The sequence below is a fragment of the Mycetohabitans sp. B3 genome (assembly GCF_021498065.1).
Classification (GTDB): Bacteria; Pseudomonadota; Gammaproteobacteria; order Burkholderiales; family Burkholderiaceae; genus Mycetohabitans.
The window spans coordinates 1-16,103 of sequence record NZ_JAHLKN010000052.1 but is presented as its reverse complement, the minus strand read 5'-3'; the positions used below and the strand labels follow the sequence as shown (position 1 = coordinate 16,103).

The window sequence follows — 16,103 nt, the reverse complement described above, 5'->3', positions numbered from 1 at the left end:
CGCGACGGTGGCGAACATGCGTTTTGTGAAGCCGCTGGACGAGGCGCTCGTGCGGCAGCTCGCCGACACGCATGAGCTACTCGTGACTGTCGAGGAAGGGACGTTGATGGGCGGTGCCGGCTCGGCCGTCGCGCAAGCGCTGGCGTGTCACGACAAGCTCGTGCCGCTGGTGCAACTCGGCTTGCCCGATACGTTCATTGACCATGGCGATGCGGCGCAGCAGCTTGCCTCAGTGGGGCTCGACGCGGCCGGCATTGCCGCGTCGATTCGCCGCGGCATCACCGATCGTCTGTCCCGTTCACCCGTTCGCGTGACGCAGGGCAAGTGAACGGCGTAGTTATTCTTGTGCTATCGGCCCGTTGCCGGTCAACCGGATAAGGCGTGGACATTCGCGGGCGTTGGCCGCGACCTCGCTTCCGTGTCGCGGCAACGATGACGCGGCGCTATCCTCCCGGCGTTTCAAATGTCGATGGAGGAATCGGTGTCGAGACTATCCATATGTTCGGTCCGCGTCGTGTCGCCCTCGGACGAACGAAGCGCTCCGCTGCAACGCTCGTCGGCCACCGCTTCGGCACAGCACACGCCTATCATGCTCGACGGATTGCAACGCCGCCGCTCGAGCGCGGCTGACAGCGTTGATATCACAGCAACGCGGCGCGGCTCTCTGGCGCGACAGCTGGACGCGCATTTCGATACTGATTGGCATCCGCTCTATCATGCGCCATGGACGGAAGCTGCCATGGAGTTGGACAGCGCTTGGTATCCGCTCCCGGTTTGGCAAGCCGAACCGGTGTCGCCGCTATCATCGGTTGGCGCGCAGCGGCGCGATTCGTTGTTGCGGTTGCCGTCCGCCCGATACCTGGCCGCACACGGCATGCCACTCAGTGAACTCGGGCTCGAACTGAATGCGCCGAGCCATGACGACGAGCCGCGGCTGTCAGCGGTGCTGACCGATGACGACGAGTCACAGATGTCAGACGTGCGTGCCGAGGGCGGCGAGCCACGCCCGTCGGACAGGCTGGCCCATGATGACTTGCGTGCATTGGTGCGTTCGCTGACGCAGCACGTCGAGCGCCGCCGGCTGCGTGCGATGTTGCGCGCCGCCCAGCGGGCGGAACACGCGATAGCGCCGTCGGACGATTCGAACGACGGGTCGACGTATCGCAGCATGCTACGCGAAGCCATCCGGCAGTCCCTGTACCCGCGCTCCACCCGCGCACTGCGGGAGGCCGTGTGCCGGTATGTACCCGGGTTCGGCGAGCCGGCGTTGGCGGGCTCGGTGTCCGACAGCACGCTGAAGGCCATGTTGGAGGCTGCCGCCGTCGATGGCCGGCTGCCGATGAATCTGGCGGAATTGGTGTTGCTGCCGGACGGGATGACTCAGCCGCTGCGCCGGCGGGCCAAGGAAGTTGGCGGGGTGATCGCGCCAGTGCCGCGACAGGGGGACGAGGCGCAGGCCGATGACGCGGAATCGGATGACGCGCAGCAAGCGATGTCTGCGTTGGAGGCGCTACAGGCGAACGGCACGATTTCGGAAGACCAGTATATTGCCGCGGCCAATCGGTTGGCGTCACTGCTCGGCTACCGCGTGGGAAACTATCCGCGTGCAGCTTAGCAAAGGATGGTGTGACATAAAGGATGGCTTAGCATTGCCTGGAGGCGTCGGCCACCGACATGATGCTAGCTGGAGCGTTGCACCCCACCGTGTATTCGGATCTGCGGTATGCTGCGTCGTGGATATATTCTGCACTGCAATATATCTGCGTTATGCTTGTCGCGTTGTTATTTAAGGAGTGACCCGTGCCCTCTCCCGCACAAGCCAGCCAGTCTGCCGGGTATTATCCTGGTTCCCCGACCCTGCCACCGGAGCACGAACCAGACTTAGACTTGCCGTCGTCTGTCGTGCCCCGTGCCAGCACGACCACGCGGGTTCCCGCACCGCTTGAAGGGCTCAGAACATCTTCGTCATCCGAACCGATGTCGGTCGCCGGTATGGTTCAGCGTTTCGGATCGACCACCTGCGGCGCGGCGGCGACGGCCCAGCACGACAGATCCAGTGTGCCGCCGACCGACCTGAGGCCGCTGCCGCCATTGCTGACCGAAATCGAAGAGGCATGGCCCAGCTTCAGCGACGATGATTGGGCTGACATTCTGGCATATACCGATGCCGTGCCCGCCCCTCCAGAACCGGTCATGCATGCACCGGTACGATGGGGCCAGTGTGACATCATCGGCCACGCGGCACCCGCCGCCTGAGAGCCGATGTGATCACACGCTAGCGTGATTTTGCGTTGTTGGCACGCTGCTTATCGTGGGCACGCCGCGATACAGTACTGCGCGCGGCTTGCTCGCGCGGCTTGCCCATCAGCACCGGCTGGAAGAACACCGCGCCGATCAGCGTGCACACGAGCGACAGTGCGAGCAATTCGCCCATGCTCGAGGTCCCCGGATGATGCGACAACCACAGGCTGCCGAACGCGGTTGCGGTGGTTCCGGCCGACAAAATCACCGCCTGAGTCAATCCAGACTGCAGCAGTTTTGTCGCGCCGGCGCGCCAGGCCATCACGTAGTAGATCTTGAACGCGACGCCCACGCCCAGCAGCAGCGGCAGCGCGATGATGTTCGCGAAGTTCAGCGGCAGATTCAACAATACCGACAACTCGAGCGTCACGACCGCCGAGACCAGCAGCGGCACTAGCGTGCGCAGCACATCGCCGAAGCTACGTAGCGCCATCCACAGGAGCACCGTAATCGACACCAGCGCCAGCACGCCGGCCTGCACGAACGCGCGCACGATCGTGTCCGCTGACTGCAGGATCGAGATTGGCCCGCCGATGGCTTGCGGCTCGGCGGCCAGCACGGCTGCACTGAATGCGCGCAGTTTCGTATCTTCGTCGGGATTCATGCTGGTGGCCAGTTTGGGCGAGATCTGCACGAGGGCACGTCCGTCGGAGGTGATCCATTGCGAACGCAACTCGGCCGGCAATGTCTGCAGTGTGATCAAAGTAGGCTTGAGCAAGTTTGCCAGCGACGCAAGCGACAATTGCAGCGGCTCGGCGATCGCGCGTTCAGCACGATCGCGCGTGGCCGCGTCCGCTGCCGCCAACTTGCGCAGCGACACCGCCAAATGTTCGGCTTCTTTTGCACCAGGCCCCGGGTGATCGAGTGCCGCATTCTCCAGCATTGCTGCCGCGTTGCGCAACGCTGACACGCGTGCGCCGTCGGGTGCGGGGTCCGATGGCGTTTGTTCCAGCACGGGCAACAATTGCCGTGCCGCCTGTGCGATCGTGGCCAGCTTCTGCGGCTGGTCGTCGGGCACGAAACTGGTGGCGGTCACCACACGGCCCACTTCCGGCAGCGCGCGCAGCTTGTTGGCGGCCTGCTGCGCGTCATCCAGCGATGCAGCCAGCAATTGGACATCGTTGACGCCGGTGTCGGACGCGCTGGCCAGCGAGGCGAGCGTGCGCATCGATTCGCTGTTTGGATCTTTCAAATGCAACGGATTGAAGTCAAAGCGCAGTTGCGTGAGCAGCGGCAAGCCTGCCACGACCAGTGCGAGCGTGACAAGCAGTAGCGGGTTGCGATGGCGCTCAGTGAATTCGTCCAGCGGGGCGAACGACTTGAATCCGGGCGCTGCGCCGCGCCCGGTGGGCCGCAGTACCGAGATCAGCGCCGGCAGTAGGGTCACGCAGGACGGCAACGCGACGAACAAAATCCCCACGCCGGCAATCTGCCCCAGCTCCGATATGCCGCGGTATGCGGTTGGCAGGAACGAGAAAAAACTCGCAGCAGTGGCCGCAGCCGCGAGCGACAGCGGCATCGCGATCGAGCGCGCGGTGCCCTCCAGCGCGCGCTCCAGGTTGCCGCACAGGTGGAACTGCTCGCGATAGCGTACGGCGAACTGAATGCCAAAGTCCACGCCGATCCCGACGAACAGCACGGCGAACGCGACCGAGATCATGTTCAGCGCGCCGACCATCATCAATCCAAGCGCGGCGGTGATCGCAAGGCCGACCAGCAGCGTCAGGAACACAGCGAACACCATCCGGCGCGAGCGGACCGCGAACCACAGAATGACCAGTACTGTGAGCAATGTCCCGATGGCATTGGGCACCGCACCTTCGCGGACGGATCCGAACTCTTCGTCGGCCAGCGGCCGTGGGCCGGTCAATTGCACGCTCGCGCCATAACGCTGCGCCAGCTGCAACTCGGCCGCCACCTGCTTGATCCGTGCCGCCGCCGCGGCGCCCGCCTCCAGCGACCGATAGTCGAGCAGCGGCTGCACTTGCACGAACGCGCGCGAGGGCAGCTCTGGCGCAACCAGTGCGCTCCACGACAGGCCAGCCGGCTGTCCGGCGAGCACCGCGTCGACCGTGTCGGCGCTGCGCTCCAGCAGCTTGGCCATGCCGGGCAGCGTGACCTGGCCAGTCTGCAGTGGCGTGAGCAGCGTGACCGACAGCAGGCTGGATAGCCCGCGTAGCGACGGGTCGTGTGCGAGCCGATTCAGCAGGGGCCGCGCATCGACCAGTTTGCCGGTCAACTCTGTCAATTCGTTCTGCGACATGAATAGCAGCCCATGACGCTCGAAGAATGCGCCGCCATCTGGGCGTGTCACGGACGAGAAGTAAGCGGTTTCCGATTTGAGCCGCACGGCCAGCTCGGCCGCTGCGCGTTGCGCGAACTCGGCCGCCGGCGCCTGGACGACCGCCAACGTGACGTCGGCCCGCTGCGGGAACGCGTCGTCGATCGCCTTGCCGCGCTGTGCCCACGGCGTGTTTTGGTCGATCAACCCGGCGACGTCGGTATCGATTGCAAAATGTTTCGTGATGTACACAATGCTGGCTGCGCACAGCAAGATTGACACCGCGATGACGAAGTACGCATGCCGTGTCGAAAAACGCACGATGCGGGCGAGGAGCGAAGTCAGCATGGGGATGGCCTGAAATGCGAGATTCGGCGCCGAGTATACAGGGTGTGGTGCTAGCGCTTTGACACAACGTCGCCAGCAATCGTGATGCGTAAATCATGTCTGTACGCCGGTTCGCCACCGCGCGGCAAGCCGAGTTGCGTTAAGCTACGGCCGCGGAACGCCGGTTATTGCGGCAAAAGGTGGATGCAAGGCAGTCGATATGACTTTCGTGGAAAAATTGCGATGAAAAAATGGTTGACTTTGCTGGTGGCGCTGTCCGTATTCGGTATGGCGGGTACGGCGCTCGCCCAGAAGCCGAAAAGCGGTGCCGCGAGCCCGAACGATGCGGTGCGCAGCGCGGTGGAAAAAGTGGTCAAGGCGACGCGTGCCGATGCCGCCGCGCGCAGTGGCGATGTCAACGCGACATCCAAGATCGTCGAACGTGAGTTCTTACCGTACACCGACTTTGCCAGGACGACGCGTATTGCCGTTGGCGCGGCGGCCTGGAACCAGGCGGTGCCGGAGCAGCGCAAGCAACTAGTCGAGCAGTTCCAGATGCTGCTCGTGCATACGTATGCGTTGCAGTTGACGCAGATTCGCGATCAGAATGTGCGGTTCCGCTTCGAGCCGGCGACGCTCAGCGCCAAAGGAACGGATGCAGTGGTCAAGACTCGTGTGCAAGGCAGCGGCGATGACATGGCGGTCGGCTACCGGCTCGGTAAAGGACAAGACGGCTGGAGGATTTACGACATCGACATGATGGGCGCGTGGTTGATCCAGATTTATCAGCAGCAGTTCGCGAGCCAGATCGCGCAAGGCGGGGTCGAGGGACTGATTCAGTACCTCAGTGCGCACAATGCGCGTTTCGGTCAGTAGCGCTTGTAATTCAAGCCGTTTGCAGCGTATTGTTGCGTTTTCCGCAGCAGGTGGCGCCGTTGACCCGGCATGAATCGGCCATGAGCGTTAGAATCGCTCACCGCCTATGGAGAACGTTATGCAAGTTATTCTTGCTCAACCCCGCGGGTTTTGCGCCGGCGTGGTTCGCGCGATCGAAATCGTCGAGCGCGCGTTGCAGAAATACGGCGCCCCTGTTTATGTGCGCCATGAAATTGTCCACAATCGACATGTGGTGGAGTCGCTGAAAGCTAAGGGCGCGCGTTTTATCGATGAGCTGTCTGAGGCGCCGCCGGGAGCGGTGACAATCTTCAGTGCGCATGGCGTTGCCAAAGCGGTCGAGGACGAGGCTCACGAGCGGGGCCTGCGGGTGCTCAATGCGACCTGTCCGCTGGTGACCAAGGTCCATCTGCAGGGCAAGAACTATCTGAAGAACGGCCGCCAGGTGATCCTGATTGGCCACGCCGGCCACCCGGAGATCCTTGGCACGATGGGGCAGATCGACGGGCCGGTGTCGCTGGTGCAGACCGAGGCGGACGTTGAGCGGCTCGACATCCCGGTGGATACGCCGGTCTCCTACGTGACTCAGACGACGCTGTCGGTCGATGAGACGCGCGGCATCATTGCGGCGTTGAAGCGGCGTTTTACCGATATTGTCGGTCCGGATACGAAAGACATCTGCTATGCGACGCAGAACCGGCAGACTGCGGTGCGCGAATTGTGCAAGCGCGCGGATGTGCTGCTGGTGGTCGGCGCAACCAACAGCTCGAACTCAAACCGACTGCGTGAGATCGGTGCCGAATCGGGCGTGCCGAGTTACTTGCTCGCCGACGGCAGCGAACTCAACCCACAGTGGGTCCGCGGAGCGAACACCATCGGGATCACTGCGGGCGCATCGGCGCCGGAATCGATGGTCAACGACGTGATCGACGCACTGCGTCGGCTCGGCCCGGTTGACGTATCGGTCATGGACGGCATTGAAGAAAACATCCAGTTCAGGCTGCCGGCTGAACTGACCGCGTGAAGCAAAGGAGTCGAAGTTGGCCATCCCATTTCTGCAATCCGCGTACGTCGGCGCTTACCTGGTCAAGCAGCGACTGAAGCGCAACAAGCATTATCCGCTCGTGCTGATGCTCGAGCCGCTGTTCCGCTGCAACCTGGCGTGCTCGGGTTGCGGCAAAATCGACTATCCGGATCCCATCTTGAACCAGCGTGTATCGTTGGCCGAGGCGCTCGAAGCGGTCGACGAATGTGGGGCGCCGGTGGTCTCGATCGCCGGCGGTGAGCCGTTGCTGCACAAGGAAATGCCTGAAATCGTCAAAGGCATCATTGCACGCCGCAAATTCGTCTACTTGTGCACAAACGCGTTGCTGCTCGAAAAGAAGATCGACGATTACCAGCCGAGCCCCTTCTTCGTCTGGTCGATCCACCTGGACGGCGACCGCGAGATGCATGACAAGTCGGTCTGCCAAGAGGGCGTGTACGACCGTTGCGTGTCGGCGATTAAGCTGGCCAAGTCGCGGGGCTTCCGTGTCAACATCAATTGCACGTTATTCAACGATGCGCAACCGGAGCAGGTCGCGACATTTTTCGATGAGGTCAAGCGGCTCGGTGTTGACGGGATCACCGTGTCCCCCGGCTATGCCTATGAGCGTGCGCCGGACCAGCAGCATTTCCTGAATCGCGAAAAGACTAAGAACCTGTTTCGCGACATCCTGCGGCGCGGCAAGGGCGGCAAGGCGTGGTCGTTCAGCCAGTCCAGCCTGTTCCTCGATTTCCTCGCCGGCAACCGCACGTACCATTGCACGCCGTGGGGCAATCCGACCCGCACCGTGTTCGGCTGGCAGCGGCCGTGCTACCTGCTTGGCGAAGGTTACACGAAGACCTATCGCGAGTTGATGGAGACGACCGACTGGGACCGGTACGGCACGGGCAACTATGAGAAGTGCGCGGATTGCATGGTCCACAGTGGCTACGAAGCGACCGCGGTGAACGATACGCTCTCCCATCCGTTGCGTGCGCTCGGTGTGTCGCTGCGCGGCGTGAAAACCGAGGGTCCATTCGCGCCAGACGTCTCGCTCGATCGCCAGCGTCCGGCCGAGTACGTGTTCTCGCGGCACGTCGAGATCAAGCTGGCCGAATTGCGTCAGTCCAAGGCGTAATGTCGGTCCGCGTGCTGGTGACCGGCGCGTCCGGTTTTGTTGGCTCGGCGCTGACCCGGGCCGCGCTCGCGCGCGGCTATCGTGTACGCGCGCTGGTCCGGGCGAGCAGTCCGCGCGGCAACTTGCGCGGCCTGGATATCGAGCTGGTCGAAGGCGACATGCGCGATGCAGCATCGGTTGAGCGTGCGCTCGATCAGGTCGATGTGTTGTTCCACGTGGCGGCGGACTACCGGCTGTGGGCGCCTGACAGTCATGAAATCATGCGTGCCAACGCCGACGGAACCCGCTGCGTGATGCAAGCAGCGCTGCGTCGGCGTGTCGAACGAGTTGTCTATACGAGTAGCGTCGCGACACTGCGCGTGAGCGGCGCCACCGCTCCGGTGGACGAGACCGCGCCAGCCGATGAGGCAAGCACGATCGGCGTCTACAAGCGCAGCAAGGTGGCCGCCGAGCGTATCGTTGAGCAGATGGTCGCGCAGCAAGGGCTGCCGGCGGTGATTGTAAACCCGTCTACACCGATCGGGCCGCGTGACATCAAGCCTACGCCGACCGGACGCATCATCATCGAAGCGGCGACTGGCAAGATCCCGGCCTTCGTCGATACCGGCTTGAATCTCGTGCATGTGGACGATGTCGCACAGGGCCATCTGCTGGCAATGGACCACGGGCGAATCGGCGAGCGCTATATCCTCGGCGGCGACGACGTGCTGCTGCGCGAGATGTTGGCAGCGATCGCGCGGATGGTCGGCCGCAAGCCGCCGTCGATTGAGCTGCCGCGCTGGCCGTTGTATCCGCTTGCGCTGGTGGCGCAAGGCGTCGCGCAATTGACGGGCCGTGAGCCGTTCGTCACCGTCGATGCGTTGCGGATGTCGCGTTACCACATGTTTTTTAGTTCTGCGAAGGCGCAGCGCGAGCTGGGCTATCGCGCCCGCCCCCATACCGACGGTTTGCGCGATGCGCTCGACTGGTTTCGCGCCAACGGCTACTGGAGGTGAAGCTTGCTGGCAGCTATTGCCGTCCTATCGCTGGTGATTTGGATCATGTTGCTCGTGGCGCGTGGCGGATTCTGGCAGGCGCACGAACGGGATGATCAAGATCCGCCCGGCACCGACACCCCTGATGCGTGGCCGGCGGTCGTCGCGGTGATTCCGGCGCGCAACGAGGCCGCCTCGATCGCGCAGACGGTGAGCAGCCTGTTGCGTCAGGACTACCCGGGATCGGTGCGGGTCGTGGTGGTTGACGACCATAGCGAAGACGGCACCGCTGCCCTCGCGCGCGACACGGCGCACGCCATGGGCGCCGCCGGGCGGCTCACGGTGCTGCGCGGTGAGCCCCTGCTGGCCGGCTGGACCGGCAAGCTTTGGGCAGTCCGGCAAGGCATTGATGCCGCGCACGCCACCGACCCGCCGCCTGCGTGGTTGCTATTGACGGACGCCGACATCGAGCATGCGCCAGATAATCTGCGGCAACTGGTCACGCGCGCGATCGTAGACCGTCGCGTCATGGTTTCGTTGATGGTGAAGCTACGCTGCGACGCGTGGTTCGAGCGCGCGCTGATCCCGGCCTTCGTGCTGTTCTTCCAGATGTTGTATCCGTTTTCATGGGTCAATCGGCGTGACCATCCGATGGCGGCCGCAGCGGGCGGATGTATGCTGGTGCAGGCGCAGGCATTGCGTGCGGCCGGCGGCATCGAGGCGATCCGCGATGAGATCATCGATGACTGTGCGCTGGGTGCCCGGATGAAGTCACAAGGCGCGATCTGGCTGGGTCTGACCAATCGGGCGCGCAGCGTGCGGCCGTATGACAATCTGGGCGAGATTCACCGCATGGTCGCGCGTACCGCGTATGCGCAGCTGCACTATTCGCCGTGGTGGCTGTGTGGCACGATCGTGTCACTGCTGGTCACCTTCGTCGCGCCGCCGCTTTTGGTCCTGTTCGGCAGCGGGTTTGCCCGCGTGGCGAGCGCGCTGGCCTGGGCGGCGATGACCTTCGCATACCTACCTATGTTGCGCTTCTACGGTCGTTCGCGCGGGTGGGGGCCATGCCTGCCGGTCATCGCCGTGTTATATACCGCGTTTACGTTGGACTCCGCGCTGCAGCACTGGCGTGGTCGTGGCGGCATGTGGAAGGGTCGCGCGCAGGCGCGGCATTAAACGACTCATAACCTCTTGACGCTTCGCAACTAGCCGCCTACTGAGGTAACCGCAGCGCGACCGGACGCGCGGGACGGAAAACCGAATGCCGCGCCGATCCTGTGCCGTGCCGCGATCAGCGCACGACGCGCATTGCGCGCATCGCGCGCCACCGCCAACAGAGCAGGCAATTGACCCGGATGGGCGAGTAGTGAGCGCAGGACGGCGCCCAGGTCCGTTGACCCGTCGTCGTTGAGCGCTGCGACCGCAGCCGGCGGCAGAGAACGCTCGGCTGGATCGACGATCGCGCGCACGCACACGAAAGGCAGGCCGCGCTCATAGGCGATGCGCGCGACGATGTGCGACTCCATGTCGGCGGCCCACGCGCCACACGCGTGCTGCAGCCGCTGCTTGTCCGCCGCCTGGCTGACTGGCGTTGCGATGCCTGCCAGATCTGCGTGGACCGCGCCGTTGAGCCGCTCGAGCAGCGCGTGGGACCATCGTTCGTCGCTTGCGTAACGCTGCGCGCTGACTAGCGTCGCATCGTCCCGCGTTGCTGCGCTCGCTCGGTGCTGGCCGCGCGGGTCGACGGCCAGCACCGAGCGGGCCACCAGCAACGCGCCGGGGCGCAGCGATTTCACCAGTCCGCCTGCGGTGCCGAAGCTTACCAGCGCTGAGCAGGACCGGCTCTGCGCGACGATCGCGCCGAGCGTGGTCGCTAGTCCGGCATTTTGCTGACAGATCACGCGTACGTCCGGACCCGCGGCGATCCGGGCCTCGAAGGCGAGGCCGGTGACGACCACCACCGGTGCGTCATGTATCACATTCCGCAGGCTACGGTACATGCGTTGCGTACGGTGAGATTGCGGTAACGTGCGAGCGCCCACAGCGGGAAGAACTTGCGGTAGCCGTGATAGCGCAGGTAGAACACGCGTGGGAATCCGGTCGCGGTGAACAGCGCCTCATCCCATAGTCCTTCGTCGTTCTGCGTGTTCAGCAAGTACGCGATGCCGCGCGCGACGGCTTCGTCGTGTTCGCAGCCAGCCGCCATCAGTCCCAGCAGCGCCCATGCGGTCTGTGACGCGGTGCTCGGCGCCCGTTCGTAGCCACGGTAGTCGAGCTTGTAGCTGTCGCCGTCTTCGCCCCACCCACCGTCCGAATTCTGGATCGAGCGCAACCAGTGCGCCGCACGCTGCATCGGCGACGTGTCCGGCGCGACGCCGGCGGCGCGCAGGCCGCACAACGCGGACCAGGTGCCGTAGATGTAATTCATGCCCCATCGGCCATACCAACTGCCATCATCCTCTTGGTTGGCGAGGAGGTAGTGCTTCGCGCGCGAAGCCGACGCCTGCCGCTGTGGCGTGCTGGGCAGTTGTGCAAGCATCGATAGACACCGTGCCGACACGTCCACGGTCGGCGGGTCCAGCAGCGCGCCATGATCGGAGAACGGGATGTTGTTCAGGTAGAGATGCGTGTTTTCCGGCTCAAATGCGCCCCAGCCGCCGTTGTGACTTTGCATGCCGACTACCCACTCGCAGGCCCGGTCGATCGCATTGCGGTAGCGATTGTGCACCTGCAGCTTCTCAACGCGGTCCATCGCCATGGCGACCACCGCCGTGTCGTCCACGTCCGGGTAATGCGGGTTCGCGAACTGGAACGCCCAGCCGCCAGGCCGCACGTTTGCGCGACGTGAGATCCAATCGCCTCGGGTGTCCAGGATCTGTAGCGGCAGCAGCCAGCCGAGACCCTTCGCCGCGCGCTCGATCGCGCGCGATTCACCGGTCTCCAGCAGCGCGTGCGCAGTCAGCGCGGTGTCCCAGACGGGCGACAGGCAAGGCTGGCAATAGGCCTCGTGGTCGTGAATCACCAGCAACTTATCGATCGACTTGCGCGCGATCGCGCGATGCGGATGGTCCGGCGGATAGCCGAGCGCGTCGTACATGAGTACCGAGTTGGCCATGGCCGGGAAGATCGCACCGAGGCCGTCCTCGCCGTTTAGGCGCTCGTCGACAAAGTGCACCGCGGCATCAATGGCCTTTTGGCGCGACTGTTTTGGGAAATACGGATCAAGCTTGCGCAGCAGCGCGTCGAGGGTTGAGAAGAACGAAAACCATCCCTGGCTCTGATGCGGGGCCTTCGATATCGGCCCGACGTTGCGTGGCGAACCGACGAAAATCTCATCGATGCCGATGCCGCGAGGATTACACGCGCGCGGCCGCTTGGCCTGCAGCACAAGCAGCGGCACGATTACGGTGCGCGCCCAGTACGACACTTTCGACAGGTGAAACGGAAACCATCTCGGCAGCAGCATGATCTCCACGGGCATCATCGGCACCGCCCGCCAGTCGAGTATGCCGTACAGCGCGAGCAGGATCCGCGTGAACACGTTGCTCTTGGCTGCGCCGCCACGCGCCAGAATCGCATCGCGCGCACGCTTCATATGCGGTGCGTCAAGCGGCTCACCGATCATCTTCAGCGCGAAATATGCCTTGACGCTGGCGCTCATGTCGAAGGCGCCGTCGTGGAACAGCGGCCAGCCGCCATGCTCGCCCTGGATGCGTCTCAGGTAGGCGCCGATCTTCGCTTCGAGCACGGGGTCCGGTGTCTCCCCCAGATAATGGACCATCAACACATACTCGGCCGGGATCGTCGCGTCGGCTTCCAACTCGAATAGCCAATGGCCATTGTCATGTTGAGCGTCCAGCAGCGCGTTGGTCGCCGAGCGAATCGCCTGCTCCAGACGCTCGGCCGGCGGCGGCGCGCTGGCGTGCGCGGTGCGCGCGTCATCGACGTTGGGATGCAACGGTTCATGCAACATATTCATTCGTATTCCTCGCAACAATTCCGCGGTGCGGCGTGCGGCCGGCCTGCCGCCGGCCGCATGATCAGAACAGCCAGTGTCTGGCAATGGCCAGCATGAGGCGCGCACGCGACACGCGCACGCGCTCACGCGGCGCGGTGAAGCCGCGCCGGACCAACTGCGCGAATAACGCGTAATAGGCTTGCGCCATGATGCGCGGCGCAATGACCACGCGCCGCGGATGCCGCGCCATGATCGTGGTGGCTTGCGCAAAATGCTCGCGCGCGTCGGCAATCAGTGGCGCGCATGCGCGGTCGAGCGACGCGGCGCGGACCGCGTTGGGCGTGGGGTGCACGATGCCGGCCGCCGTGAGCGTGTCGCGCGGCAGGTAGACGCGGCCGATATCGGCGTCCTCGTCGATGTCCCGCAGGATGTTGGTCAACTGCAGCGCCCGTCCGAGATGGTGCGCGAGCTGCCGACCGTCGTCGTCTGGCATCCCGAAAACCTTCACCGACAAGCGGCCAACTGCACTGGCGACGCGGTCGCAATACAAGTCCAGCGTATTGCGATCCGGCGCGATGATGGTGTCAACCACGTCCATCTCCATGCCGTCGATCACCGCGATGAAATCGTCCTGCCGCAGCGAGAACTGCTGTGCGACGCGCGCGAGCGTGGTCAGCGGTGGGCTCGCCTTGCCGGCGTACAAGGCGGCGATTGCGACACGCCATTGCTCGAGCGCGGCCAGCCGGCTCTCGCGCGACGCGCCACTGTCCGCGATATCGTCGACCTGGCGGCAAAACGAATAGATCTCGTACATGCCTTCGCGCTGCGCGCGCGGCAAGAGGCGCATCGCGGCATAGAACGAACTGCCCGACGCGACCTGCTGGCTGGTCATGGCGTGATGTGCTTCGATGGGTTCGGCAATGCCCACTGGCTCCTCGGTGTGCAATAAAATATGAGGATCGGCTGCGCGCAGTCACCATGGCGCGCCCAGGCGTCACTATGGCGACTGCGCGCGCCAAACTATCCGCAAAGGTAGCATAGTTTGTTGCTGCCCGCCCCGTTCGCGCCGGATTTTACCCGGTTCGGCACGGATCGTGCGCCTTTCTGCCCGGTTTATTGCGGAACGGGCGCATCTATTGCCATCGTTACGCTACCGCAGGAATGACCGGAAAAAACGCCGGATCGGTCACGTCGATGGCGCCTGGGAACGCTCCTGCGCGCGTATGCGTATAATCGTGGTCGTTGCCGCAGCGATGTCTCCGCCATGCTTGCCTACCTCTATCTCGCGATTGCGATCGTCGCCGAAGTGATCGGCACGTCGGCGCTCAAGGCGTCCGATGGTTTCACGCGGCTGCTGCCGTCGGTGATCACCGCGCTCGGCTACGCGGTCGCGTTCTACTGTCTGTCGCTGACGTTGCGTTCGGTGCCGGTTGGCGTTGCCTATGCAATCTGGTCCGGAGTCGGCATTGTATTGATTTCGCTGGTTGCTTTCTTCGTCTACGATCAGCGGCTCGATTGGCCTGCAGTGACCGGCATGGGGCTCATCGTCGTCGGTGTCGTGTTAATGAACGGCTTTTCGAAGACCGCTGTTCACTAGGGATGCTGACTGAGTCGGGACGTGCCGGTTGCGGTGATCAGCGCGCTGGCGTCACAGGGCGTCCCGTGTCCGGCCGATACGCATTGCGCTAGGCGAGCGCCTGGATCAACTCCGCGGCCATGATCGCTTGTTTTACCGGTCTCTCGTGCCACAGCAGGTTGAAGCGCACCATCAGCTTATGCACTCGCAACGCCACCGACAATAAATCAAATTCAGAATCCGGCATGGGAATTGAGTTGCTCAGCGCGAGTTAAAAGCCGATGCAGTCAACGATTCTGAAAAAAATTAGCACCGGTGGGCAGAATTTGCCACTCGCCAGTGCTTTATATGCGATAATTGCGGCCCTGTGCGGGGCTCGCCTCGCATCAGTCTCAGGTTCTGGTTAAGCCCTCGGAATAAGACCAGAGCCCTTCAGCCGGCTTCGTGCCGGCTTTTTTTCGGGCTCGACGCTTCTGGTCTGCTCAAATCGCCTATAACGTCTCGGAGCCGCAGTGTCGATCGCGAAGAAGTTTCCTTTTTAAGGAAGTTACGGCTTTCGACGACTTGAATTATGCCGTAAAAAGAAAATTTTCGGAACAGCCTTATGCGAAACCCCTCTCATTGCGCATTTATCCGCCGGTGCTGTTTCACACTTGCGACAGTGCTCAGCATGGCCGGATGCTCGAGTGCGACAGACAGCGGACACGGCGGATCGCCGCTCGCGCAGGTCAAGCCGCTGATCTACGTGTCTTCGCTGCGCTCTATGCGCGATATCAGTGCCTGCTTGCGCGACCGCCTGCCGAACGTGCGCGCGTCACGCAGCGGCGAGATGACGGAGTTGGACATCGGGCGGGGTAGCTGGGTGATCCTGCTAACGCCGTCGGCGACGGGCGGCACGATTGTCAGCGTTGCGCAGCCGGCCAGAGGCGCGGCGCCGGAGGAATCCACAATGCGTTTCCATGTGGCCCGCTGCCTGACGTAGCCTGCCGTGCATGTCGTTCCCGCCCAGCACGGTCACGGTGTCACGGCATGGTAAAGGCACGGTGAATACACGGTGCTGTCTCCAGGAGGCAGAGTAGCTTTCGACGAACCCGTTTTGCCACGCACTGCCGGGCGCGACGGAGGTCGGGCCGATTGCAGCATCTTGCAGCCAGCTGCATGGCGCTCGCCACATCCGCCGCACGCGCGATTCGCCCAGCGCTAGGCAGACCGACATCTGCCGGTAGCCCAACGCGGCACTTCCTGAGTGGCCGCAATCAGTCGCTCGCCCACGCTCCGATCCTTTTGGGGTTGCTTAAGCGTATAGGTTGCCACCCGACGACTCAGCCCCAGATAGCAACATGCCTTGCGTTGCGATAGCCCCTGCCGAGGCAGCACCTCCAGCGCTTCGCGCCGGCCCATCGGGGCCTTCATTTTTCTTTAAGAGTGTGGCTTGCCAACGGACAATGTAACAATTTCCGCATATTGGCGTTGCACTATCCGCCAAAAACATGGCGTTCACAGTCCATCGCTGTGCCCAGCCTCCCGTTTTCCGCTAGCTTGCTGCGCGGCCTCACTTCGTATTGCGACGTTTTTTATCGACTGCCGAGCTTACAGATGGACTTTGACCTGAATGCCGCTTTGAACG

Annotated in this window: 16 protein-coding genes and 1 pseudogene; 11 read left to right on the top strand and 6 right to left on the bottom strand. The window is 63.3% G+C overall.

All coding sequences use genetic code 11. From position 1 onward, the window contains the following. The 3 genes from KQH55_RS15185 to KQH55_RS15175 all read left to right on the top strand — a co-directional run. On the top strand, positions 1-328 hold a 328-nt coding region (locus KQH55_RS15185), incomplete at its 5' end, for a transketolase C-terminal domain-containing protein (RefSeq protein WP_304610935.1). 411 nt (positions 329-739) lie between these two features. Further along, on the top strand, positions 740-1,615 hold the full coding sequence (locus KQH55_RS15180; protein WP_235091555.1) for a hypothetical protein: 876 nt from the start codon (positions 740-742) through the stop codon (positions 1,613-1,615). 185 nt (positions 1,616-1,800) lie between these two features. Then, the gene (locus tag KQH55_RS15175; RefSeq protein ID WP_235091554.1) at positions 1,801-2,256 is read left to right on the top strand and encodes a hypothetical protein; all 456 of its coding nucleotides are present in this window, start codon (positions 1,801-1,803) and stop codon (positions 2,254-2,256) included. 19 nt (positions 2,257-2,275) lie between these two features. Here KQH55_RS15175 and KQH55_RS15170 read toward each other — a convergent pair whose 3' ends face one another. After that, positions 2,276-4,930, bottom strand: a complete 2,655-nt coding sequence (locus tag KQH55_RS15170) for an MMPL family transporter (RefSeq protein ID WP_076794431.1) — start codon at positions 4,928-4,930, stop codon at positions 2,276-2,278. 222 nt (positions 4,931-5,152) lie between these two features. Between KQH55_RS15170 and KQH55_RS15165 the strand changes: the two genes are divergently transcribed. The 5 genes from KQH55_RS15165 (at position 5,153) to KQH55_RS15145 (ending at position 10,118) form a co-directional block, all read left to right on the top strand. After that, positions 5,153-5,785 carry a phospholipid-binding protein MlaC gene (locus KQH55_RS15165; RefSeq protein WP_235091553.1) on the top strand — a complete coding sequence of 211 codons (633 nt, stop codon included), beginning with the start codon at positions 5,153-5,155 and terminating at the stop codon, positions 5,783-5,785. A gap of 118 nt (positions 5,786-5,903) precedes the next feature. Further along, positions 5,904-6,827 carry a 4-hydroxy-3-methylbut-2-enyl diphosphate reductase gene (gene ispH / locus KQH55_RS15160; RefSeq protein ID WP_076794635.1) on the top strand — a complete coding sequence of 308 codons (924 nt, stop codon included), beginning with the start codon at positions 5,904-5,906 and terminating at the stop codon, positions 6,825-6,827. A gap of 16 nt (positions 6,828-6,843) precedes the next feature. Further along, positions 6,844-7,965 carry an adenosyl-hopene transferase HpnH gene (gene hpnH, locus KQH55_RS15155; protein ID WP_076788335.1) on the top strand — a complete coding sequence of 374 codons (1,122 nt, stop codon included), beginning with the start codon at positions 6,844-6,846 and terminating at the stop codon, positions 7,963-7,965. After that, positions 7,965-8,960, top strand: coding sequence for a hopanoid-associated sugar epimerase (hpnA, locus tag KQH55_RS15150; protein ID WP_235091552.1), 996 nt, complete (start codon positions 7,965-7,967; stop codon positions 8,958-8,960). The genes hpnH and hpnA overlap by 1 nt, the downstream gene beginning before the upstream one ends. Before the next feature lie 3 nt (positions 8,961-8,963). Then, complete coding sequence (locus KQH55_RS15145; RefSeq protein WP_255763178.1) at positions 8,964-10,118, top strand: glycosyltransferase; 1,155 nt, start codon at positions 8,964-8,966, stop codon at positions 10,116-10,118. Positions 10,119-10,147: 29 nt separating this feature from the next. On the opposite strand, the gene KQH55_RS15140 is transcribed toward KQH55_RS15145, so the two are convergent. The 3 genes from KQH55_RS15140 to hpnD all read right to left on the bottom strand — a co-directional run bounded on the left by KQH55_RS15140 (position 10,148) and on the right by hpnD (position 13,828). Beyond that, the gene (locus tag KQH55_RS15140; RefSeq protein WP_235091551.1) at positions 10,148-10,942 is read right to left on the bottom strand and encodes a 5'-methylthioadenosine nucleosidase/S-adenosylhomocysteine nucleosidase; all 795 of its coding nucleotides are present in this window, start codon (positions 10,940-10,942) and stop codon (positions 10,148-10,150) included. Continuing rightward, the gene (shc, locus tag KQH55_RS15135; RefSeq protein ID WP_235091550.1) at positions 10,918-12,921 is read right to left on the bottom strand and encodes a squalene--hopene cyclase; all 2,004 of its coding nucleotides are present in this window, start codon (positions 12,919-12,921) and stop codon (positions 10,918-10,920) included. Before shc ends, KQH55_RS15140 begins: the two co-directional genes overlap by 25 nt. A gap of 61 nt (positions 12,922-12,982) precedes the next feature. Continuing rightward, positions 12,983-13,828 carry a presqualene diphosphate synthase HpnD gene (gene hpnD / locus KQH55_RS15130; protein ID WP_235091549.1) on the bottom strand — a complete coding sequence of 282 codons (846 nt, stop codon included), beginning with the start codon at positions 13,826-13,828 and terminating at the stop codon, positions 12,983-12,985. Between the two features lie 336 nt (positions 13,829-14,164). Here hpnD and KQH55_RS15125 point away from each other — a divergent pair, with 336 nt between their 5' ends. Further along, the gene (locus tag KQH55_RS15125; RefSeq protein WP_076788681.1) at positions 14,165-14,497 is read left to right on the top strand and encodes a multidrug efflux SMR transporter; all 333 of its coding nucleotides are present in this window, start codon (positions 14,165-14,167) and stop codon (positions 14,495-14,497) included. Positions 14,498-14,585: 88 nt separating this feature from the next. Here the strand turns inward: KQH55_RS15125 and KQH55_RS15120 are convergent, their stop codons facing one another. Beyond that, entirely contained in the window at positions 14,586-14,723 is a 138-nt protein-coding gene (locus tag KQH55_RS15120) for a hypothetical protein (RefSeq protein ID WP_170872359.1), read from the bottom strand. 423 nt (positions 14,724-15,146) lie between these two features. On the opposite strand from KQH55_RS15120, the gene KQH55_RS15115 reads away from it, so the two are divergent. After that, positions 15,147-15,458, top strand: a complete 312-nt coding sequence (locus KQH55_RS15115) for a hypothetical protein (RefSeq protein ID WP_235091548.1) — start codon at positions 15,147-15,149, stop codon at positions 15,456-15,458. A 180-nt stretch (positions 15,459-15,638) separates the two neighbouring features. On the opposite strand, the pseudogene KQH55_RS15110 reads toward KQH55_RS15115, so the two are convergent. Further along, positions 15,639-15,895, bottom strand: a pseudogene (locus KQH55_RS15110) (IS3 family transposase); the annotation flags it as partial. A 6-nt stretch (positions 15,896-15,901) separates the two neighbouring features. Here KQH55_RS15110 and KQH55_RS15105 point away from each other — a divergent pair. Further along, a partial coding sequence (locus KQH55_RS15105; RefSeq protein ID WP_235091547.1) for a hypothetical protein occupies positions 15,902-16,103 on the top strand: 202 nt, incomplete at its 3' end.

Coding starts and splice junctions, on each gene's coding strand:
- shc (WP_235091550.1), bottom strand. CDS start 12,921: ATGAATATGTTGCATGAACCGTTGCATCCCAACGTCGATGACGCGCGC.
- hpnA (WP_235091552.1), top strand. CDS start 7,965: ATGTCGGTCCGCGTGCTGGTGACCGGCGCGTCCGGTTTTGTTGGCTCG.
- KQH55_RS15170 (WP_076794431.1), bottom strand. CDS start 4,930: ATGCTGACTTCGCTCCTCGCCCGCATCGTGCGTTTTTCGACACGGCAT.
- KQH55_RS15125 (WP_076788681.1), top strand. CDS start 14,165: ATGCTTGCCTACCTCTATCTCGCGATTGCGATCGTCGCCGAAGTGATC.
- KQH55_RS15140 (WP_235091551.1), bottom strand. CDS start 10,942: ATGTACCGTAGCCTGCGGAATGTGATACATGACGCACCGGTGGTGGTC.
- KQH55_RS15180 (WP_235091555.1), top strand. CDS start 740: ATGGAGTTGGACAGCGCTTGGTATCCGCTCCCGGTTTGGCAAGCCGAA.
- KQH55_RS15115 (WP_235091548.1), top strand. CDS start 15,147: ATGGCCGGATGCTCGAGTGCGACAGACAGCGGACACGGCGGATCGCCG.
- KQH55_RS15165 (WP_235091553.1), top strand. CDS start 5,153: ATGAAAAAATGGTTGACTTTGCTGGTGGCGCTGTCCGTATTCGGTATG.
- KQH55_RS15120 (WP_170872359.1), bottom strand. CDS start 14,723: ATGCCGGATTCTGAATTTGATTTATTGTCGGTGGCGTTGCGAGTGCAT.
- ispH (WP_076794635.1), top strand. CDS start 5,904: ATGCAAGTTATTCTTGCTCAACCCCGCGGGTTTTGCGCCGGCGTGGTT.